We start from the raw sequence: 20,834 nt of genomic DNA, 5'->3' as shown, positions 1-20,834 counted from the left end.
ATACCGCGCCCCGCCCCCCGGATCGCCCCACCTGCGGATCGCCCCGCCCCCGGATCGCCCCCGGATCGTCCCGAACCCAGGAGTACGGATGCCACGGCCCTCGCACCGGATCACCCGGCTTCTCACGTCAAGACCCTTACTCGGCACGGTACTCGGCCTCGCCGCGCTGATCGCGACCGCGCTCCCGGCGGCCGCGTCTCCCGGCAGATCCGCCGCTGGAGTCCCGGACGGCTCGTCCCGCCCGGTGGTCTCCGTCGCGCAGGGCGCGCTGCGCGGCCGTGCCCACGACGGGGCACAGGAGTTCCTCGGCGTCCCCTACGCCGCCGCCCCGGTCGGGGAGAACCGGCTGCGCGCCCCGCAGCCGCCCCCGCGCTGGAGGGGAGTGCGCGAAGCGGTCGAACAGGCCCCAGCCTGCCTGCAGTTCTCGCCGTTCGGGCTGAGCGACCCTGCGGCCGTCAGTGAGGACTGCCTGTACCTGGACCTGTACCGGCCGGGCCGGGACCGGGCCGGGGCCCGGCTGCCGGTGATCCTCTGGATCCACGGGGGCGCGTACAGCCAGGGCACCGGCATGCAGTTCGGTGGACGCACGATGGCGGAGCTGACCGGCTCCGTCGTGGTGAGCATCAACTACCGCCTCGGACAGCTGGGTTACCTGGGCCTGCCCGAACTGGGCCGGGAGAACGCGCTGCGCTCCGGCTCCTTCGGGCTGATGGACCAGATCCAGGCGCTGCGCTGGACGAGGGAGAACATCGCGGCCTTCGGCGGGGATCCGGGCAAGGTCACGGTATCCGGCCAGTCCGCGGGCGCGGGTTCGGTCTGCGGACTGCTGGCCGCCCCGTCCGCGGCCGGGCTCTTCCACCGGGCCGTGCTGCAGAGCGGGCCGTGCACGCTGCTGCGTACCCCCGACGGGGCGCGGGCCGAGTCCGAGGCGCGGGCCTTCGCCGCGAGCGCGGGCTGTCCCGATCCGGCCGGCATCGCGGCCTGCCTGCGGGCGGCTTCCGGGCAGTCGCTGGTGGACGCGGCCCGTACGCGGGCCACTTCGGGCCCCGCGTCGGGCGACGGGCTGCTCCCGCGGGACCCGGCCGCCGCGATCGCGGCCGGGGCCTGGAACAAGGTCCCCGTCCTGATCGGGAGCACCCGCTCCGAGGCGCGCTTCTTCGTCGCGCTGACCCAGCCCGGCCTGACTGCCGAGCAGTACGCGCGGCAGGTCCTGGCGGGCTACGGCGCGGCCGGACCGGAGATCCTCGCCCGCTATCCGGTCGCCGCGCACGGATCCCCGTACCTGGCACTGTCGGCGGTCATGACCGATTCGACCTTCGCCTGCGAAACCGCCCGGACGGCGCAGTCGTTCGCCCGGCAAGTGCCCACCTTCGCCTACGAGTTCGATGACCCCGATTCGCCGACCCTGGCGGGGGCGCAGGTCCCGGGCCTGGACGAGTCGAACGCGCACAGCGCCGAGCTCGCCTACCTGCACGACTTCACCATGGGGGAGCGCTCCCTCACCGCCGTCCAAGTCGCCCTGGCGACACGGATGAAGCGTTACTGGGGAGCGTTCGCCCGCCATGGTGTTCCCGCGGTCCCGGGCCAGACGGCCTGGCCGGCGACCGGACCGGGGACCGGATCGGCGACCGGACCGGGCGGCACGGTACTGACCCTGGCACCCAAGGGGGACCGGCTCGACCGGACCTTCGAGGCCGCGCACCAGTGCGGCTTCTGGCGCGACCAGCCCTCCCGACCGCTCTGACGGGGGACGAGACCCGGTGGTCCGTACAGGTGTGATCCGCGCCCGCGTCAACGCGTGAGCGCGGAGATCATCCCTTGGTGATCACCGAATGAACGGCGGCCCGGGGGGTGCCGCCAAGCCGCCGGATGCCCCGAGGGCCACGGTCCCCACGGGCATCCGGCGGTTCACCGCGTCCACGGCGCGGGTGCGGGCCGCGCGGCGACCGGGGATTGCCGCGCGGAACGGACCGAGCACGGTGCCAGCATGTCCGTTCGGGCAACGGAACCAGGCGAAGCCGTTGCGCAGGCACGGGAGGTGGGAACGTGACCGCACCAGCGGTGGACACGGCAGCTCGCTCGACACCCGCGGGGCCAGGGTCCACGGAGGCGCCCGCGGACCCCGCCGGGACCGCGTGCGGGTCCGGGCGCGCGGAGGCCGGGCAGGCGGCGGGGTCGGTGGAGGCAGGGCCGGTGGAGTCGGCAGCGCCGGCGAAGGCCGAGGGCGCGACGAAGACGACAGGGGCTGCCGCACCCTTACGGGCCTCGGAGCCCACGCAAACCCCCGAGCCCGGACAGGTCTCAGACCCCGAAGCGGTCTTCGACCCCGCGGAAGCCGCCCGGCCGGAGCCGTCCTCCAAGGCTCCGTCCTCCAAGGCTCCGTCCTCCAAGGCTCCGTCCTCCAAGGCTCCGTCCTCCAAGGCCCCGTCCACCGAGGCCCCGTCTCCCGAGGCCCCGCCCCGCACCGATCCCGAGCTGCTGCTCGCGGCCTCGGTCCTGCTCGCGGACGCCGCCCTCACGGCGAAACAGGCGGGCGCCGAGCTGTCGGGCGCGCTCAGCAGCCGGCGCCTCGCGCTGGAGGCGCTGCGCCGCCCCGGCTGGGCCGTCGGAACGGCGGTGTCCTGTGCCCGGGCGCTGGCCGGCCCGTCGGGGCTCGGCTTCGGGTCCCACGGCGGGCTGCTCGGGGAACTGGCCCGGTTTGCCGGGATCGTGACGTACCGCAGGCCGGCCGCCGTGGCCCTGGCCGTGGACGCCTTCGCCCTGCGGATCGGCGCGATCGCCTCCGACCACCCCAACCTGGACGCGCCGCTCGCCAGGCGGCTGACCGACGCCGTGGTGGCCGGGAACCGGCTGGAGGCGCTGCGCGCCATGTACGCGCTCGTTGAGCACCTCGGGGTCACCCGGGCCCTCACCACCGTGAGTCCCGTGATCATGGAGCTGCTGGCCCTGCTGAGCCTGCTCGACGAGAACCCCGTCAACGACGGCTTCTCCTGGGTGACGCTCGCCGGCGGGGTGCCGACCACCGATCCGTTCTTCGGACTGCCGAGCACCTTGCTGAAGTACCTCAATCCCGGCCCCGGCCGGGCCGAGCGGGCCGAGGCCGATTCCATCCTGGCCAAGGTGCTGGCCACCTCCGCCAACGACATCGTCAGCTACGTCACCGACATCGGCGCCCTCGGCAACCACGGACTGGTCCTGCTGCGCCGCGTCGAATGCACCGACGGCGCCGTCCGCCACGTCCTGCTGCTGCCCGGAACGAGCTTCGCCCTGCTGAGCAACAGCACCCCGCAGGACCTGGTGGGCGCGTTCGACGGGCTGCTGCGCACCGATACGACGTACACCCGCGCCGCAAGGAAGCTCCTGCTGCGGGCCGGGGTGCCGGCCGGGTCGGAGATCATGCTCGTCGGGCACAGCCTCGGCGGGCTGACCGCGATGAACCTCGCGGCCGACGTGGAGGTCTCCTCCCGCTACCAGGTCACGCACGTGATCACGCTGGGCTCGCCCATCGACGGCAAGCGCCCCGCCGACCACACCACCCAGGTGATCAGCCTGGTCAACAAGCACGACGTGATCCCGATGCTCGACGGACGAGGGCCCGCCTCGCCCAACGGCATCCCCGACAGCTGGGTCGAGCTGGCCTGGCTGGACGAGTCGTACGACTACCCCCTGTCGCACGCCCCACAGGCCTACTCGGACACCCTGCGCGGCCCCATGGCGCACCACCGGGAGAAGGTCAACGCGCTGATCGGCGCCTACGACGGCCGCATCGTCGGCAACCAGCCCTACATGCTGCGCGACAAGTGACCCCGGGAGAAGCCGAGATGATGCCCGTCCCCGAGACGATGCCCGCCCCCGAGATGGTGCCCGTCCCCGAGATGACCTCAGCCCCAGGGGCGACGCCCGCCCCCGAGAGCGCCTGGGCCCTGGAGAGCACCGTGCTCGGCGCCGCGATGGTCGCCCGGCGGCTGCCCTGGAGCGATGCCGCGGCCCGTGCGCTGGGCCTGGACCTGCTGAGCCCCGAAGGGGTGACGCGGTCCCTGCTGGAACACCTGCGGCGCGCCCGCTCCGGACGCCCGGTCCGGGTGCGCACCCCCTTCGGGGAGTTCCTCGTACCGCTGAACCCCGCGGTCTGCGAGGCCCTCCTCGTCCGGGCCGGCGAGGAGGGGGCGCTGGAGCCCGCCGCGGGGCTCACGGCCGCCGGGCGCCGGTACGGGCTCTCCCCGCACACCGAGTTGACCTCGGAGGTCGCCGCAGCGGACGGCGGGCTGCCCGCCCTCGTGGCCCGGGACGTGGACGAGGCCGTCGCGGGCCGGCGCGGGGACGGCACCCTGGAGTGGCAGGGCTGGTACGAGGTGATGGCGCGGCTGAGCCGGCGCCTGGTGGCGGGCGAAGCGGCTGCCGAGGACACCCTGCTGAGCGCGATCGTCGCCCGGTCCGCGGCGGCGGAGAACCGAGCCGCCCGCGCGGACCTGACGGCCGCCCTGCGGCGCCGGACGGCCCGCTACCTGGAGGGCCCCGACCCCGCTTCGCTGGCCGGCCGCCTCGTCGCGGCGGGCACCTGCCCGGACACCGCGGTCGCGGCGCTCGCCCACGCCCTCTCCCTCGTCTCCGAGGCCGCCACCGCGACGGTCCTGCAGGCCCTGGCCCTGCACGCCCTGGACCCGGCGGCCGCTCCGGAGGAGGCCGTGGCCCGGGCGCTGCGGCACTACCCTCCGGTGGCCGCCTCCGTCCACCGGGTGCGGGCGCCGTTCGTCTGGGAAGGCCTCGGGATCGCCGCGGGCACGGAGATCCTGTGCGCGCCGGGCTGGCTCCCTCCACCGAAGGAGGGCGACGGCCCGGGCATCTGGCCGTCTGCGCTGTGCGGAGCACCCGGAGGGTGCGCGGCGACCCGCCTCGCGGTGCTCGTCGCCGAGGAGCTTGTACGCGGGATCACCGCGGCGGCCCGGCCCTTCGTGGTCTCCCCGCACCTGACCGCGGGCCGGCTGCCGGGCCGGCTCGACCCGCGCTCGCTGCTCGTGGCGCTCGCGGAACTCCCCGGCGGGCCGGGCGACGGGCGGGTGACGGTCGGAAGCCCGTCAGCCGTGCCGGTTCCGGTACGCGGCTGCGCGCCCGGGGCGTACGGGGCCCTCGCGCGGGCCAGTGCGGAGCGGCTGGCCGCGCACGCGGAGAGCCTCGCGGCCTGCGCCGGGGCGGACGGCTGGGACCGGGACGAGGCGGGGGAGGACTTCCGCATGATCCTCCTGGACCATGCGGAGCGGTGCGCGCACGCGGCCGACGGTGTCGGCCGGGCCGCACGCCGACTGGTGGACTGATACGTGAACCGGGCCCCGTCCGGGCGGTCTTCGGCCGGACGGGGCCCGGCCGATCGCCGGTCGGCGCCGGCCCGGCGGGGCTACCAGAAGGGCGTCGCGCGCCTGGCCCGCTCCCTGTCCACCAGGGACTGGACCGCGTCCTGGGCCTCGGCGCACAGCCGCCGGGAGGCGGCCGACCGGGCGGCGAAGGACTCGGGCCGGGGCGGCGCGGGGATCGGCTCGCCCACGGTGATGAGCCACTTCGCGGGCAGCGGGAAGAGCGGGGTGAGCGGGAAGTAGGGGAGGTCGAACAGGCGCGCCAGGGCCGGGATCTCGCCGAGCCTGGGGCAGGCCTCCTCGGCGCCGACGACGGACACCGGCACGACGGGTGCGCCGGCCTGGATGGCGGTCACCGCGAACCCGGGGCTGAAGGGGCGCAGCCGGTAGCGCTCACGGAAGGGCTTCTCCAGGCCGGAGGTCCCCTCGGGAAACACGCCCACGAGTTCCCCGGCGGTCAGATGTTCCAGCCCGAGCGTCGGATCGAGAGGAATGGCGCCGCCTTTCCGGGCGTACGAACGAATGACCGGAAACCGGAAAACGGGGGCGGCGGACGGTACGCGCAAAGGGCGGTCCAGATGGCGGGCGAGTGCTTTGACGAGGATGAACGCGTCGAGCCCCCAAGCCCCCGAATGGTTGGCCACGAACAGGGCCGGCCCTTCCTCCGGAATGTTTTCCCACCCGGTGACGTCGAGCCGGAAATAATCGTCCATCAGCCAGTCGAGCAGCCGGTCCCAGACGCCCTCGCCCGCTTCCCCGAGCCACTCCCTCGCGTACCGGAGTTCCGCGGACCCCACCTCGAGCACACCGGTCACGCTTTCCGACACGAGTATTCTCCTTGATTCTCCGGCCATCGGCGCCACCCTGACGCACGGGGCCGCACTACCGCAAATGAGGGATTCCATGACTTCTGTGACTTCTGCGACCACCATGACTTCCGTGACCACTTCCGCAGAAGAATCCTCGGTCGACCTGATCGGTGCGATCCTCATTGAAATGTTCGAATTCCCGGCGGAGGAGGTTCAAGGCGGTGTCCTGATGCGGGATCTGGTCACCGACTCGCTCATGGTGGTGGAGCTGGCGATCGCCCTTCACGAGCGGCTGGGCATCAAGGTCGACGAGGAGGAGCTCCGTGCCCTCACCCTCGACGAGTTCGCCGCGGTCCTCGACGCGCGCCGCACCGCTCGCTGAGGCGCAGTTCCCGGCACGCACGCCTGGCCGGCCGACCTCCGGCCGGGCGGTGGCCGACCGGCCGGAGGGGTTCGGGTGCGGCCCTAGCGGGCGCCCGCCGAAGCGTGGGCCGGCGTCGCGGAGGACACCGTCATCGCCGCCGACGTGGAGTGCACGGTGTCGAGCTGGGTCTCCATGTCGTCCAGCGCGCTGCGTACCGCGGCGATCCGCAGCAGGAGCTCGTCGGCCGCGTCCGGCGGCGACTGGGTGGCCAGGAGTGCGGCCCGCTTCTCCTCCTTCTCGGCCTCCTCCTCCATCTCCCTTGCCTCCTCCAGGGCGTTGAGGACCACGCCGATCAGCACGTTGACCAGGACGAAGGATCCGAAGAGCACGTAGGAGGCGTAGTAGAGGAGGCTCAGCGGGGAGATGGCCAGCCCCGCGTGGACCGCGTCCCCGAGCCCTTCGAGCGTCATCAGGAGGAACAGGGTCAGCGCCGCCCGGCCGATGGACCCGTAGTGCTGCGGGTCGTGGTGGGCGAAGCAGATCCAGCCGACCATCGCGTACACGTAGACGATCAGCGCGCCCACGAACAGGAAGCTGACGGTACCGGGCAGGCTGCGGCCCACCGCCACCAGCAGGACCCGCAACTGGGGCATGAACCGGGCGGTCCGCAGGACCCGCGCCAGCCGCAGCAGTCGCAGGAGCGTGGTGTTCTCCCGAAGGAACGGGATGAAGGCCGAGGAGACGACGAGCAAGTCGAAGACGTTCCAAGGGTCTTGGAAGAAAGCTTTCGGCCGGTCGGCGTGAGCGCCCAGCCGGATCAGCATCTCCAGGGTGAAGGCGATCACGCAGAAACGCTCGGTCGCCGAAAGCAGGCCGCTGTACTCGGAGGAGAGGCCGCTGTACGTCTCGGCCCCCAGAAGTGCGGCGTTGAAGAGGATCACCGCGAAAACGGTGAGCGAGAACGCGGGCGCCTCGCACACGTCACGGCAGTGTGCGGCAAGCCTTCCACGCCAGGTGTCCACCGCGGTCGGGTCGGTCATCGTGCTCCCTCGTACGGGCCACCGGCCGCCCCCGGCCCGCACGCGCCGGCTGCGCCGCGACGGAAGACGAGGCAGCCGAGGCGATGTTCATGTTCCGCGTCGTGTAACGCCGTACGGGGGAAATCGAGACGCCCTGGAGCGCTACATCGCCCGATCGGGGACCCGGCAAGCCCGCCAAGCCCGGCGGGGTCGCGGTCCGCACCGCGGCCGCCGCGGTGCGGCGGGCAGGATGGGGGCATGACGAGTCGTGACGGTGGGACCGGACAGGCATGGGCCGCCTTGGGCGGCCCGGGGGAGCTGGTGGAGCGGGTCGGCTTCCAGGGGCCCAGCGGGCTGGGGGACGGGCCGCTGCCCGTGCGCGAACTCGCGCGGGCCACGGTGGGCGCGTGCGCGCTGGCCGCCGCCGAGCTGGCCGCCGTACGGGCCGGGGGCGGGGCGGACGACGTGGCCCCGCTGCTGGTCGACGAGGGGGCCGTGGCCACGGCGTTCGTCAGCGAGCGCCACCTGCTGGTGGACGGCCGGCCGCCCGTGACGTTCGCGCCGCTGTCGGGATTCTGGCGGGCCGCCGACGGGTGGGTGCGTACGCACGCCAACTACCCCCACCACGAAACCGCGTTGGTACGGGTACTCGGCGCCGGGACCCGGGAGGGCGTGGCCGCGGCGATCGCCGGGCGGCGTGCCGTGGACGTCCAGGAGGAGGTCTACGCGGCGGGCGGGCTGGCGGTGGCCGTGACGCGCGAGTACGGCGCGCCGCAACCCCTCGTGGAACGGACCGGCCCGGGCGCGGGCGGGCGGCCCCTGGGAGCGCTCCCCGCAGGCACCGGGCGGCCGTTGGAGGGCCTACGGGTGCTCGACCTGACCCGGGTCATCGCGGGGCCGGTGGCCACCCGGACGCTCGGACTGCTCGGCGCGGACGTGCTGCGGATCGACTCCCCGGGACTCCCCGAGTCGGACGACGCGTACGCCGACACCGGCTTCGGGAAGCGGTCCGCGCTCCTCGACCTGGGGGAGACGGGGGACCGGACGGTCCTCGACGGGCTGCTGGCCGGGGCGGACGTGGTGATGTGCGGATACCGGCCGGGAGCGCTGGAGCGGTACGGACTGGGCGCGGAGGAACTGCTGGCGCGCCGGCCCGGCCTGGTGGTGGCCGAGCTGTGCGCGTGGGGCCGGCAGGGCCCCTGGGCGGGGCGCAGGGGCTTCGACTCGCTGGTGCAGGCGGGGTACGGGATCTCCGCGGTCTGCGGGGACGAGCAGGGCCCCGGGGTGCTGCCCGCGCAGGCACTGGACCACGGGACGGGGTACCTGGCCGCCGCCGGAGTCCTACGGGCCCTCGCGGAGGGCGGTGGGCAGGCCCTGCGGTTCTCCCTGGCGGGGACGGCGTCATGGCTGGTCCGCGAGGTCCCGGGCGCCGGGGCCGCCGTACCGGGGTACACCCCGGAGCCGTGGCTGCGCGAGAGCGCATCGGGGTACGGGCCGCTGCGGTACGCGGCTTCGCCGCTCGGTGGCCCCGGCTGGGAGCGGGGCCCCTCCCGCTGGGGGACGGACCGGCCCGCCTGGCTCTGACCCGGGGCGGCGGGAGACGGGGGAACGCGCCGAAGCGGGGCCCCGGCCAGGGTGTTGGCCAGGGCCCCGCCGGGTGGTGCCGACTGCCTCCGGGGTGTGGTGGTGCGGCGGGTCCGCAAGCGGACTAGAAGTAGACGTTCCAGGTGACGTTGACCGAGGAGGACTTGCCCGCGGCGTCGGTCACGGTGAGGGTGCTGCCACCGAAGCCCCAGGTGGTGGGGGAGCCGGTGATGACACCCGTGGCGGCGTTGAGGCTCAGGCCGGCGGGCAGGCCCGTGGCCTTGAAGGCGTAAGGCGCGGTGCCGCCGGCGGCCTCGAGGGCGAGGCTGACGGGCTTGCCGATGTAGACGGTCTGGTTGCCCGGGTTCGTCAGGACGGGGCTGGTGCCGGTGACGGTGCTGACGGTCCAGGAGAACGTGGTGGACGCGGTCTTGCCGGCGTTGTCGGTGGCCGTGACGGTCACGTTGGAGGTGCCGGCCGTGGTGGCGGTGCCGGTGACGGTTCCGGTCGCGGAGCCGATGCTCAGACCGGCGGGCAGGCCCGTCGCGGACCAGGCGTAGGGCGCGGTGCCACCGGTGGCCTTGACCGTCAGGGTGGCCGCGGCGCCGACGGCGGAGCTCTGGTTGCCGGGGTTGGTCACGGACAGGGCGGTGCCCGCGGTCGTGATCGTCCAGGAGAAGGAGGCGGACCCGGTCTTGCCGGCGTTGTCGGTCGCGGTGACGGTCACGTTGGAGGTTCCGGCCGTGGTGGGGGTACCGGTGATGCTGCCGGTGTCGGAGGCGATGGCCAGGCCGGCGGGCAGGCCCGTCGCGGACCAGGTGTAGGGGGCCGTGCCACCCTCGGCGGTGTTCTTCAGCTCGGCTATCCGGGCGCCGATGACGCCGTTCTGGGCCGAAACCGCGGAGACGGTGACGTTGCCGGGCTGCGGGGTGGTGACGGCCAGGGCCAGGTTGAACCGGGTCAGGGCCTCGACCACGGGCTGGAAGATGGTGAACTTCTCCCCGCTGCCCGAGGTGCAGGTGGCACTGCCGCCGCCGGAGTGCAGGCCGACGGCCTTGCCGCCGGTCGCGGTGACGTACGCGCCGCCCGAATCGCCGCCCGCGGAACAGGCGTTGGAGTACGACAGGCCGTCGATGACCACGCTGCCGTAGTCCACGCTCTGGTTGACCTTGGTGACCTCGCCGCACCGCATGCCCGTGGTCTGCCCGGAGCGGCAGATCGCGGTGCCGACCACGGCGTCGGCGGATCCGGTGACGGCGATGGCGGTGTGGGTCGAGTCGCCCGCGACGTACGGGGAGAGGTTCCACCCCGACTGGTCCACGTCGACGACGCCCATGTCGCCTTCCCGGGCGTTGATGCTGCTCTGCCCGTCCTTGTTGGACGTGCCCACGCGGGTCCCGTCCTTGCCGTAGGCGGCCTGGTTGACGTCGTTGGTGCAGTGACCTGCCGTCAGGAAGGTCTTGGCGCCCCCGGTGGCCCGGGTGGCGGCGAAGCCGATGGAGCACGGGCTCTCGCTGCCCGGCACCCACTTGTCGCCGCCGGTGACGTCGGCCTGCTGCTGCGGCCTGTCGGAGGTCTCCGTGACGTGGACGATGCCGCCCATGGCGGCGAGGCGGGCCACGAAGGCGTCCGTGGAGGCGTTGCGCGCCGTCCGGTCCACCGTGACGACGATCCGGTTGTTCCGCACGTCGGGACCCCACGCGACCACGCCCGCGATCCCGTCGCCGATGTCGCGGCTGACGGCCCGGGTGGTGGCGGCCAGTTCGGCCGGGCTGTAGCGGGCCTGATGGGCGACGGCGCCCGCGTCCCGTACGAGCGCGGCGTCCGCGGCGCTGGAGACGGCCGCGTTCAGCCGTCCCGTCGAGGAGTCGAACCACATGCCCGCCACCCGGTCGCCGACCCGGCCCCGGATGAGGGTGGCGGCCCTGCTGGCCGCCGCTTCGTCGGCGATCCGGTCGCGGGCCTGTTCGGGGGAGAGGCGGAGATCGCGCTGCATGGCCTCGAGGACCTGCGGGGACACGGACGGTCCGGGCCGCGCGGCCTGGGTGGCCTGAGCGGGCAGGGCGCTGAGGCCGCCGAGCGCGACGACGGCCGTGACCGAGGCCGCGGCAACGGAGGCCCACTTGGACCTGTTGGGCAGATTTCGCACGGAAATCCCTTCATGGGGGGGCGGACCGGAGGGGTAGGCCGGTACGGATGCGCGTCCCGTGGGGGAGCACGGGACCCGTTCACGTCCCCGGAGTGCGGAGGTCGGGGAGCCGCGTCTGCGCACTCCGGGGTGGCCAACAGAGTGATCCCGGGCCGGTACCGCGAGCATCGGAGGAATCCCTTGCTGCCGATGGCGTCGACCGCGGGCCGTCCGGTACGCCGCGTGCGGCCCAACCGGCCTTGCCCCGGCCCGCGGCGTTGTCCTACCACGTCGGCCGGGGCCGGGGCTCACGCGTGCGCGGCGCGGGCGGCGGCCCCGCGCGGCGCACGCGCGTACGGCTCCCCGGGCCCGTCGTGCCGGGCCCGGGGAGCTGTACGGCGAGCCGTCCGGACCGCGCCCCCGCTCCTCCCGTGGGGGGCTGCGGTGCTCCGGGTCTGCCACCCCTCACCCGGAGCGCGGACGGCCCGCCGTCGCACCACCATCGCCGGGAGCGGGACCCCTTGGCATCAGGGGAAACCCTTGATCCCCCGGCCCGGTGGTACCCGGCGTTGTCACGGGAACCGGCGCCGCCTACGGTGCCTCCTCGTGATGCCAGACAGCGACGTGAACGACCCGGCAGACCTGGCCGACCCGTCCGGCCCGGCCGACTCCGCGGCCGGCCCCGTGCCGGTCGCGGGGGGCCGGTACGCGGTTTCGGGCGCGGCCGGACGCGCGGCCGCCGTGCTGGAGCGGGAGGGGCGGGTGGCGCTCGCCGGTCCCTGGGGCGCGGGCAAGACCACGGTCCTGGAGGAGGTGCTGCGCACCCTGGTCCCCGGCAGCGGCAGCGGCACCGGCACGAGATCCGGATCCGGGCGTACGGTGCTGCGCGTCACGGCGGTCGAAGAGGACCGCGGCCACGTCTTCGGCGCGCTCGCCCAGATGCTGTCCCACTGCGGCCCGGCCCACCTCGCGGTGCTCTCCGGCCGGCAGAGCGAGGTGGTCGACCGGATCCTGCACCGGGGCGCCGACGAACCGCTCGCCGCCTCCGAGCAGTTGCCCGCCCGCCTCGCGGTGACCGCGCTGCTCGCCACGGGCCGCTGGATCCTCGCCGTGGACGGGGCCCAGTGGCTCGACCCGGCCAGCGCCGACGTCCTCGGCTACGCCCTGCGCACCCTCGCCGCACCCGGGCTCACCGCGATCGTCACCGAACGCGTCCACGGCCGGGCGCAGTCCGCCGCCCGGCTGCTCGGCGGGCATCCCGCACAGGTCGACGTGGACCCGCTCGACGCGGAGGAGACGGCCGCCCTGCTCGACGCGCACGGACTGCCCACCCGCTGGGCGGGCCCCCTGCAGAGCCACTGCGGCGGCCACCCCCTGCTGACCTCCGTGTCCTGTACGGCACTCGCGCGGCTGCCCGCCTCCCAGCGGCAGCGGCCGGTCATGACCGCGCAGACGGTCGACGCGGCCGGGGCCTGGCTGCGCTCCACGCTCGGCGACGACGCCCGGCACACCCTGATGCTCGCCGCACTGACGAGCCGGCCCTCGCTGCCGCTGCTCCTGCGGGCGGGCCGCTCCGACGCCGAGGAACACCTGGCCCAGGCCCGGGAAGCCGGGGTGCTGAGCGTGGATGCGGCGAGCGCCGTCCACTTCACGGCGGCGGCCCTCGCCCGGGCCGCCGCCCGCTCCGGGGCCCGGCCGCTGCGCGCGGCCGCCCACCTGACGCTGGCGCGGGCCGTCGGGGACCCCGTCCACGAGGTGCGCCACCGGGCCCTGGCCGCGGACCTGCCCGACCAGGGGCTGGCCGAGGACACCGAGACCGCCGCGACCACCGCCCGCGAGGCGGGAGAACGTTCCCTGGCCGCCGAACTGTTCCTCCTCGCCGCCGAGATCACCCCGCCGGCCCGGTCCGCGATGCGCATCCGCAGGCTTTCGTACGCGGCCCAGGAGGCGGCCTGCGCCGGCTCCGTCGACATCGCCCGGCAGGCGGCCGACGCGCTGACCGCCAGCAGGGCCGAGCCCACCGATCAGGTCACCGCGCTGCTCGCCGTCGTCGACGCCCACGGCCAGGCCATCACCGATCTGGAGCCGCTGCTCGCGCGCTGCCGGGAACTCGCGGCGGGCCACCCCGACCTGCTCGCCGCCGTCGAGCTCCGTGCGGCCATCGCCGCCAACGTCGCCCACTCGGCCCCGGAGCGGGCCCTGCGCGCGGCCGGCCGGGCCGCCGAACTCGCCGCGGCCGGAGGCCACCGCCCCCTGCAGGCGGCCGCCCTGACCATGCGCGCCCGGATGGAACGCGTCCTGGGCACCGCCGATGCGCCGGGCACGCTCGCCGAGGCCCTCGCCCTCGGGATCCCGGCCCAGCACTCCGGCATTCGCAACAGCGCCCAGTACCTCGCCGCCCGGCACGCCGTCTTCGACGACCGGCTGGCCGAAGCCCGCGAACGGCTCGTGGAACTGCTCGCGCTCGCCGAACACGAGGGAGACGCGGAGGACCTGGTCGACATCTGGCGCAGCCTCGCCGAGGTCGACACCCGCCTCGGGGCGTGCGCCCCGGCGCTGGCGTGGGCCGATCAGGCCGTACGGCTGTCCACGGAAGCCGGCCTGTCCATGGGCCCCGCCTGGTACACCGCGGCGCTGACGCAAAGCGCCGCCGGATCCTTCGCGGCCGCCCTGCGCACCGCCTCCTGCGGGGCCCGCGCCTCACAGGAGGAGGGCGACGGACTGTACGTGTCGCGCAACCTCTGGGTCATGGGCGCGGTCCAGCTGCACACCGGGGACGTCGCCGACGCGGTGGCCTCCCTCACGGCCGTCGCCGACGCCGAGCGGCACGTCCCCCTCGCCGACCCCGGGATGTTCCGCTGGCAGCCGGACGCCGTGGAGGCCTTCACCTGCGCGGGCCGCCTCGACCTGGCCAGCGCGCTGCTGGAGCGCGTACGGCCCGCCGCGGGCCGGGCCGGAGCCGACTCGGGACCGGGGGCCGCGCTGGACCGGGCCCATGGGATCCTGCTGGCCCGCGGCGGCGACGTGGAGGAGGCGAGCGGCCTGCTCCACCGCACGGCGGCCGCCTTCGAACGGCTGGGGCTGCCCCTGGAGCAGGCCCGTACGCTCCTCGCCCTGGGCCGGGTCGAGCGGGCCCGCAGACGCCAGGCGGCCGCCCGTACGGCCTGGGAGGCGGCCCGGGCCGTCTTCGACGACACCGGCGCCCGTCCCTGGCAGGAGCTGACCCGGGAGCTGCTCGACCGGGCGGGCGGCTCGGCCCCGGCATCGGGCCTGGCCACGGGACCCGCACCGGGCGCGAGCAGGCTGACCGAGTCCGAGTCGCGCCTGGCGGACCTGATCTGCCAGGGCGCCACCAACCAGCAGGCCGCCCAGCACATGTTCATCTCGGTCAAGACCGTCGAGGGCATGCTGAGCCGCGTCTACCGCAAGCTCGGCGTCCGCTCGCGCACCCAGCTCGCGGCGGCCCGCGCCGCCGCGCCCCCGGGCCAGGACGCACGGACGCCCCCCGAGTGACCACAGGTCACTCGGGGGGCGTCCGGTACATCCGGTCCTGGCGGGCCCTGGAGGATCAGGCCGCGGGCGCCGGGTAGGTCGGGTACTCGACCCCGGAGACGTACTGGACGACCCGGACGACCTGGCAGGAGTAGCCGAACTCGTTGTCGTACCAGAGGTAGAGGATCGCGTTGTCCCCGTCGACCTTGGTCGCGCCCGCGTCGACGATCGAGGCGTGACGCGAGCCGATGAAGTCGCTGGAGACCGCGTCGGGCGCCGTGGTGAAGTCGATCTGGCGCTTCAGCGGCGAGGTCAGCGACACCTCGCGGAGGTAGTCGAGCACCTCTTCGCGGGTGGTCTCGCGGCCGAGGCGCAGGCTGAGGATCGCGATCGAGACGTCCGGGACGGGGACGCGGATCGAGCTGCCGCTGATCGGGGCCTTGAGGTCGGGCAGCGCCTTGGCGACGGCGGAGGCCGCGCCGGTCTCCGTCATGACCATGTTGAGCGGCGCGGAACGGCCGCGGCGGTCGGCGCTGTGGTAGTTGTCCAGCAGGTTCTGGTCGTTGGTGAATGAGTGGACGGTCTCCACGTGGCCGCGCAGAACGCCGTACTCGTCCGCCATCGCCTTCAGCGGCGGGACGATCGCGTTGGTGGTGCAGGAGGCGCAGGACAGGATCTGCTCGTCCGGCTTGATCGTGTCGTGGTTGACGCCGTGCACGATGTTCGGGACGTCGCCCTTGCCCGGAGCCGTCAGGACGACCTTGTCGATACCGGGGCGCAGGTGCTTGGACAGGCCCTCGCGGTCGCGCCACTTCCCGGTGTTGTCGATCAGGATGGCGTCCTTGATGCCGTACGCCGTGTAGTCGACCTCGGACGGGTCGTTGGCGTAGATCACCTTGATCTCGTTGCCGTTGGCGATGATCGTGCTGGTCGCCTCGTCCACCGTGATCGTGCCCTGGAACTGGCCGTGGATCGAGTCGCGGCGCAGCAGCGAGGCGCGCTTGACGAGGTCCGCCTCACCGCCGCCGCGGACCACGATGGCGCGCAGGCGCAGGCCGTTGCCGGAGCCGGTCTTCTCGATGAGCAGGCGGGCGACGAGGCGGCCGATGCGGCCGAAGCCGTAGAGGACCACGTCGCGGCCCTCGCCGCGCTCGATCTTGTTGGCGCCGGTGGCGCCGGCGACGGCGCCGGCGGTGAACTCCTCCACCGACAGACCGCGGTCGTCCGTCGCGTACGCCGCGGCGAGCATGCCGAGGTCGATCTGCGAGGGACCGAGGTCGAGGGTGGTGAGCGCCTGGAGGAAGGGGAGGGTCTCGGTGACCGAGAGCTCCTCGCCGTCGATCTGGCGCGCGAAACGGTGGGTCTTGAGAATGCTCACCACGGACTTGTTCACCAAGGAGCGGCTGTGCAGCAGGATCGTGACGTCCCGCTCCCGGTGCAGCTTGCCGATGATCGGGATCATCGACTCCGCGATCTTCTCGCGGTTCTTCCAGTTGGTGAACGAGTCGTCATTGACAGTCACAGAATTATCTTTCGAGCTAGGCGGCGCTCATATGCTAACCCGCGCGCGGATCGCTCCTTCAGGCACCCCCTGAGCAGCCCGTCAGCCCTCCGCGCGCTGGGTCACGGGAGCGCTGCTCTCGTCGCCCAGGAACTCGTACCAGCGGCGCTGGAGGCACAGGTAGCGGGTGTCCGCCTCGGCCAGCGCGAGGAAGGAGTCGACGGTGTCGGCCAGCCGCTCGCGCAGTCCCGCATCGGTCAGCTCGCCGTCCTCGCCGAAGGCGGAGTGCGCCATGGCGAGGCTGAACATGTCGGGGTACACCCGGGCCCCGAGGTGTTCGAGCGGGACCCGCAGCGCCCAGAGCCCGCGGTTCCCGCCGATCGTCGACGGGGAGGCGGACACCAGCAGCGTCTGCTTGTCCTTGAAGGGCTGCGGCCGGAACCGCGAGACCCAGTCGACGGCGTTCTTCAGGACGCCGGGCACGGAGGCGTTGTACTCGGGCGAGGCGATCACCAGGGCCTGCGCCGCGAGCAGCCGCTCGCGCAGGGCCGCGGCCCCGGCGGGCGGGCCGTCCGCCTGCTCGGCGTCGCCGTCGTAGGTGGGCATCACGAAGTCCCCGATCCGGGCGAGGTCCGCGACGGCGCCCGACCGCTCGACCTGACCGGCGACGAGCGCGGCCAGCCGGGCGTTCACGGAGCCCTCGCGGGAGGAACCCGCGAGGACGAGGACCCGGAGCGCGTCGGGTCCGGTGGTGACGTTCGGGGGAGCCGGGGCGGCCGGATCGGTCGGGAACTTCGGGCTCTGGGGCTGGTTCGCATCGGTCACGTGCGGGACCGTACGGGACCCGCCGGTGCTCCCCGCGGCGCGGCGCACGGGCTGTCACCCGGACGGGGTCAGCCGGCGCTCCAGCCGCCGTCCAGCGGGAGCGAGGTGCCCGTCACGTACCCGGTGTGCGGACCGCAGAGCCACAGGGCGGCCGCCGCGACCTCCTCAGGCTCGATGAGCCGCTTGATCGGCGACCGGGTCAGCAGCACCTCGGACAGCACGTCCCCGGCGGCTATGCCGTGCACGGCGGCCTGGTCCAGGATCTGCCCCTCGACCAGGGGGGTGCGGACGTAGCCGGGGCTGATGCAGTTGCTGGTCACCCCGTACGGGGCCCCCTCGATCGCGGTGACCTTGCTGAGCCCCTCCAGCCCGTGCTTGGCCGCCACGTAGGCCGATTTGTACGCACTGGCGCGCAGTCCGTGGACGCTGGAGATGTTGACCACGCGGCCCCAGCGGGCGGCGTACATGTGCGGCAGCACGTGGCGCAGCAGCAGGAAGGGCGCGGTGACCATCACCTGCTGGATCAGGGCGAAGCGCTCGGGCGGGAACTCGGTGATCGGGGCGACGTGCTGGAGCCCGGCGCTGTTGACCAGGATGTCGACGGCGCGGGGCAGCTCCCCGATGGCGGCGGGATCGGCCAGGTCGACGGCGTGGGCGTACCCGCCGACGAGGCCGGCGACGGCCTTCGCCGCCGCGGCGTCGACATCGGCCACGTGCACCACCGCCCCGGCCTCGGCCAGGGCCACCGCACACGCCCGGCCGATGCCGCTGCCGCCGCCCGTCACCAGGGCCACGCGTCCCGGCAGCGGGGTGGGGGAAGGAAGTTCGCTCGTCATGGCTGGAAGCGTAGGGAGGGCGCCGGGCGCCGCCCACGGTGCCGCACGCCACACTCGGGGGCGCCCGTATGGAGACGATCACCATGCGGGCGGGCGGGTGCCGAGGTGGACCCGACGGCGGCCCGCACCGGTCCGGCCTCACGCGTCGAGCGGGCAACCGGTCAGCAGGGCCGCCGGGGAGGCCGCCGGATCCCGTCGGACGGTGTGGCCGAGCGGCGGCCGCACACCGCGGCCGATCCAGTCCTCCAGTGCGGTGAAGGCGGCGCGGTGGCAGGGGGTCAGGGGGCGCAGCCGGTCGGGGAAGGCGTCGACGAGCGAGTCCACGTGGGTGCCGTCCTCGATGCGGTAGTAACGCAGCAGCGCCCCGCGGCCGGCCCGGCGGACCATCTCGGCGTAGACGTCGGAGTCCCGGGCGATGGGCAGGAGGACGTCGAGGGTGCCGTGCAGGGTGATCAGCGGTTTGCCGATCCGGCCGGTGAGGGCCGTCTTCGCGACGGCGCCCCGGACCTCCGCGGGCCGGTCGGCGTAGGCGTAATCGGCGTCGCAGGCCGGTGTGCCGGGGGCGCAGAAGGGGGTCCCGGCCTCCGCCGCACCGTCGAAGCCGGGATCGAACTCCTCACGGTAGATCCGCTGGGTGAGGTCCCAGTAGTAGCTGTGGTGGAAGGGCCACAGGAACTCCGAGCCGGCCGGGAAGCCCGCGGCGAGCATCGCCTCGTGCGCCTGCCCCGCCTGCGGGCCGCCCGCCGCGTAGACGGGGTAGGCGGCCAGCGCCGGGGGCAGGAACGTGAGGAGGTTCGGCCCGTCGGCCCGCCACAGGGTGCCCTCCCAGTCCACCCCGCCCTCGTACAGCTCCGGATGGTTCTCCAACTGCCAGCGCACCAGGTAGCCCCCGTTGGACATGCCGGTGGCGAGGGTGCGGCTCGGCGCCCGGTGGTAGCGCTGCGCGACGACCGTACGGGCGGCCCGGGTCAGCTCCGTGACCCGGGTGTTCCACTCGGCGACGGCGTCCCCGGGGGTCTGCCCGTCGCGGTGGAAGGCGGCCCCGGTGTTGCCCTTGTCGGTGGCGGCGAAGGCGTAGCCGCGGGCGAGCACCCAGTCGCCGATGGCCCGGTCGTTGGCGTACTGCTCGCGCACGCCCGGGGAGCCTGCGACGACGAGTCCGCCGTTCCAGCGGTCGGGCAGCCGGATGACGAACTGCGCGTCGTGGTTCCACCAGTTCGGCGCCCGGAACGTGCAGACGGGCGCGGCGGGCGCAGTGGGCGTCGCCCACACCGGCGGCGGCCGGGGGAGCGAGGAGGGCCGGCAGGGCCGAGGCCAGGAGGACGACGGCCGCGGCGACGGTGGTGGCGGCGGCGGAACGGGCGGGCGGTGGCACGGGGGAGCCTCCAGGAGGCGCGCGGGGAAGGTGGTGGCGGGCGGTGCGTAGGACGGGGCCGTCCCGTCACCCGGGGAGTCCCGCGGTGCCCGCCACGGTAGGACCGGCCGCGCCCGTGACGGCATGGTGCCGAGCGCCACACCCGGCCCCCGTTTGCGGGGCCCGCGAGGGTTGCGGGCGGCTGCGATCCGCTGCTAACGGCCTGATCTACTGGGGCGCATGAGCATCGGGGAACTCATCGCACGGGCACGGCGGCTGGCAGCACACGAGGGGCGGTGGATGGCCAGCCTCGGAATGTGGGCGACCCGGCGCGCGCACGGGGTCGGGGACGAAGACGTAGCCGTCGGTTACGCCCGGGCCCAGGCGTCGACGATGTACGGGATGGTCTTCTTCTTCGCGATCGAGACGGTCGGTGTGTCCTTCATGCTCGCCGCGCATCCGGTGGCCCACCTGGTGATGCTGCTCCTCGACCTCTACACGGTGTTCCTTGTCCTGGGACTGCATGCCGCCGCCGTCACCCGCCCCCACGTGGTGCGGCCGGGCGAGTTGCGGGTGAGGCGCGGTGCACGGCTGGATCTGCGGATCCCCCTCGACCGGATCGAGTCCGTCCGCCACGACCTCCGCTTCCCGGGCGCGAACAGGTCCGAGGACGGGGTGCTGGACGTGGCCGTCGCCTCGCAGACCTCGATCACCGTCACGCTGACCGAACCGGTCACCGCCGTGGACCTGTGGGGGCGAGGTACGCAGGTCCGTACGGTCCGCTGCCACGCCGACGACCCGCGGACCGCCGTCGCCGCGATCAGGAAGCTGTTGCCGGCGGAAGCCTGACGGCCCTCGCTGCCCGCCCCCGTCTCGAAAACCAGCTTCGCGTCCCTCGCCACGCGGGCCAAGTGCGTGGTCGGGGATCAGCGGGTGATGGAGATCGCGAAGGGGGTGAATCCGTTGGCCCGGATGACGTGGGGGACGAAGAGGATGGCGGCTTCGGTGGCGCGGGCGGTCTGGATTCCGCCGAGGTCGGTGATCCATTCCTTCTGCCAGCCGAGGTCGATGAGGAGGTCGCGGACGGTGTGTTTGGCCTGCGGGTCTTCGCCGGAGAGGAAGGCGGTCGGTGTCTGGGTGAGTGTGGCCGGTGCGGTCATCACGGGGAAGAGCATGGTGTTGAGGGTCTTGACGACGTGGGTTTCGGGGAGTGCTTCCTGGAGTTGTTCGGCGAGGCTGGAGCCGGGGTGGATGAGGTCGGCAGGCAGTCCGTCCGGTCCGTCGAGGGTGGCGTTGGAGACGTCCACGAGGATTCTGTCGCGCAGGTCTTCGCGCAGGGCGGTGAGGCGTTCGAGGGATCCGGCGCCGGGGGTGGCGTTGATGACGATCCGGGCGGCGTGGGCGGCGTGGGCGGCGGCGCCCGGTGTGCGGTCCGCGACGGCCACCTGGTGTCCGGCGCGGGTGAGGGCGGTGGCCAGGTTGCCGCCGACGCGGCCGTTTCCGAGGACTGCGATCGTGGTCATGGTGATGGGGTCCTTGCCTGTGTGGGGGGTGGGGTGGTCGGGGTCAGTGGG

15 protein-coding genes are annotated in these 20,834 nt (G+C 74.0%); 7 read left to right on the top strand and 8 right to left on the bottom strand.

Annotation, left to right across the window (positions count from 1 at the left end; all coding sequences use genetic code 11):
- Positions 1-88: 88 nt before the first annotated feature.
- From OG435_RS03380 to OG435_RS03370, 3 genes are all read left to right on the top strand, one after another.
- The gene (locus tag OG435_RS03380) at positions 89-1,744 is read left to right on the top strand and encodes a carboxylesterase/lipase family protein (RefSeq protein ID WP_266875202.1); all 1,656 of its coding nucleotides are present in this window, start codon (positions 89-91) and stop codon (positions 1,742-1,744) included.
- Between the two features lie 449 nt (positions 1,745-2,193).
- Positions 2,194-3,804 (top strand): lipase family protein, encoded by a 1,611-nt coding sequence (locus OG435_RS03375; RefSeq protein ID WP_266875201.1) that lies wholly within the window; start codon positions 2,194-2,196, stop codon positions 3,802-3,804.
- Positions 3,801-5,312, top strand: a complete 1,512-nt coding sequence (locus OG435_RS03370) for a hypothetical protein (protein WP_266875200.1) — start codon at positions 3,801-3,803, stop codon at positions 5,310-5,312. Before OG435_RS03375 ends, OG435_RS03370 begins: the two co-directional genes overlap by 4 nt.
- Positions 5,313-5,392: 80 nt before the next feature.
- Here OG435_RS03370 and OG435_RS03365 read toward each other — a convergent pair whose 3' ends face one another.
- Positions 5,393-6,175 (bottom strand): lysophospholipid acyltransferase family protein, encoded by a 783-nt coding sequence (locus tag OG435_RS03365; RefSeq protein WP_266875199.1) that lies wholly within the window; start codon positions 6,173-6,175, stop codon positions 5,393-5,395.
- A 112-nt stretch (positions 6,176-6,287) separates the two neighbouring features.
- Here OG435_RS03365 and OG435_RS03360 point away from each other — a divergent pair, with 112 nt between their 5' ends.
- Positions 6,288-6,539 (top strand): phosphopantetheine-binding protein, encoded by a 252-nt coding sequence (locus tag OG435_RS03360; protein ID WP_266875198.1) that lies wholly within the window; start codon positions 6,288-6,290, stop codon positions 6,537-6,539.
- 83 nt (positions 6,540-6,622) lie between these two features.
- On the opposite strand, the gene OG435_RS03355 is transcribed toward OG435_RS03360, so the two are convergent.
- Positions 6,623-7,561 carry an ion transporter gene (locus tag OG435_RS03355; RefSeq protein ID WP_266875197.1) on the bottom strand — a complete coding sequence of 313 codons (939 nt, stop codon included), beginning with the start codon at positions 7,559-7,561 and terminating at the stop codon, positions 6,623-6,625.
- 237 nt (positions 7,562-7,798) lie between these two features.
- Between OG435_RS03355 and OG435_RS03350 the strand changes: the two genes are divergently transcribed.
- Positions 7,799-9,124, top strand: a complete 1,326-nt coding sequence (locus OG435_RS03350) for a CoA transferase (RefSeq protein ID WP_266875196.1) — start codon at positions 7,799-7,801, stop codon at positions 9,122-9,124.
- A 124-nt stretch (positions 9,125-9,248) separates the two neighbouring features.
- Here OG435_RS03350 and OG435_RS03345 read toward each other — a convergent pair whose 3' ends face one another.
- The gene (locus tag OG435_RS03345) at positions 9,249-11,273 is read right to left on the bottom strand and encodes a putative Ig domain-containing protein (RefSeq protein WP_266875195.1); all 2,025 of its coding nucleotides are present in this window, start codon (positions 11,271-11,273) and stop codon (positions 9,249-9,251) included.
- A 588-nt stretch (positions 11,274-11,861) separates the two neighbouring features.
- On the opposite strand from OG435_RS03345, the gene OG435_RS03340 reads away from it, so the two are divergent.
- Positions 11,862-14,765, top strand: a complete 2,904-nt coding sequence (locus OG435_RS03340) for a helix-turn-helix transcriptional regulator (protein ID WP_266881514.1) — start codon at positions 11,862-11,864, stop codon at positions 14,763-14,765.
- Between the two features lie 55 nt (positions 14,766-14,820).
- On the opposite strand, the gene OG435_RS03335 is transcribed toward OG435_RS03340, so the two are convergent.
- The 4 genes from OG435_RS03335 to OG435_RS03320 form a co-directional block, all read right to left on the bottom strand.
- Entirely contained in the window at positions 14,821-16,266 is a 1,446-nt protein-coding gene (locus OG435_RS03335) for a glyceraldehyde-3-phosphate dehydrogenase (protein WP_266875194.1), read from the bottom strand.
- A gap of 81 nt (positions 16,267-16,347) precedes the next feature.
- Entirely contained in the window at positions 16,348-17,070 is a 723-nt protein-coding gene (locus tag OG435_RS03330) for an NADPH-dependent FMN reductase (protein ID WP_266875193.1), read from the bottom strand.
- A 68-nt stretch (positions 17,071-17,138) separates the two neighbouring features.
- Positions 17,139-17,906, bottom strand: coding sequence for a 3-hydroxybutyrate dehydrogenase (locus OG435_RS03325; protein ID WP_266875192.1), 768 nt, complete (start codon positions 17,904-17,906; stop codon positions 17,139-17,141).
- A gap of 138 nt (positions 17,907-18,044) precedes the next feature.
- Positions 18,045-19,178 (bottom strand): 3-hydroxybutyrate oligomer hydrolase family protein, encoded by a 1,134-nt coding sequence (locus tag OG435_RS03320; protein ID WP_266875191.1) that lies wholly within the window; start codon positions 19,176-19,178, stop codon positions 18,045-18,047.
- Between the two features lie 322 nt (positions 19,179-19,500).
- On the opposite strand from OG435_RS03320, the gene OG435_RS03315 reads away from it, so the two are divergent.
- Positions 19,501-20,109, top strand: a complete 609-nt coding sequence (locus OG435_RS03315) for a hypothetical protein (RefSeq protein ID WP_266875190.1) — start codon at positions 19,501-19,503, stop codon at positions 20,107-20,109.
- Positions 20,110-20,186: 77 nt separating this feature from the next.
- Here OG435_RS03315 and OG435_RS03310 read toward each other — a convergent pair whose 3' ends face one another.
- On the bottom strand, positions 20,187-20,783 hold the full coding sequence (locus OG435_RS03310; RefSeq protein ID WP_266875189.1) for an NADPH-dependent F420 reductase: 597 nt from the start codon (positions 20,781-20,783) through the stop codon (positions 20,187-20,189).
- Positions 20,784-20,834: the final 51 nt, after the last annotated feature.

Source organism: Streptomyces sp. NBC_01264 (genome assembly GCF_026340675.1).
Classification (GTDB): domain Bacteria; phylum Actinomycetota; class Actinomycetes; order Streptomycetales; family Streptomycetaceae; genus Streptomyces.
The sequence above is the reverse complement of the archived record's forward strand: the minus strand, read 5'-3'. Positions and strand labels throughout refer to the sequence as shown.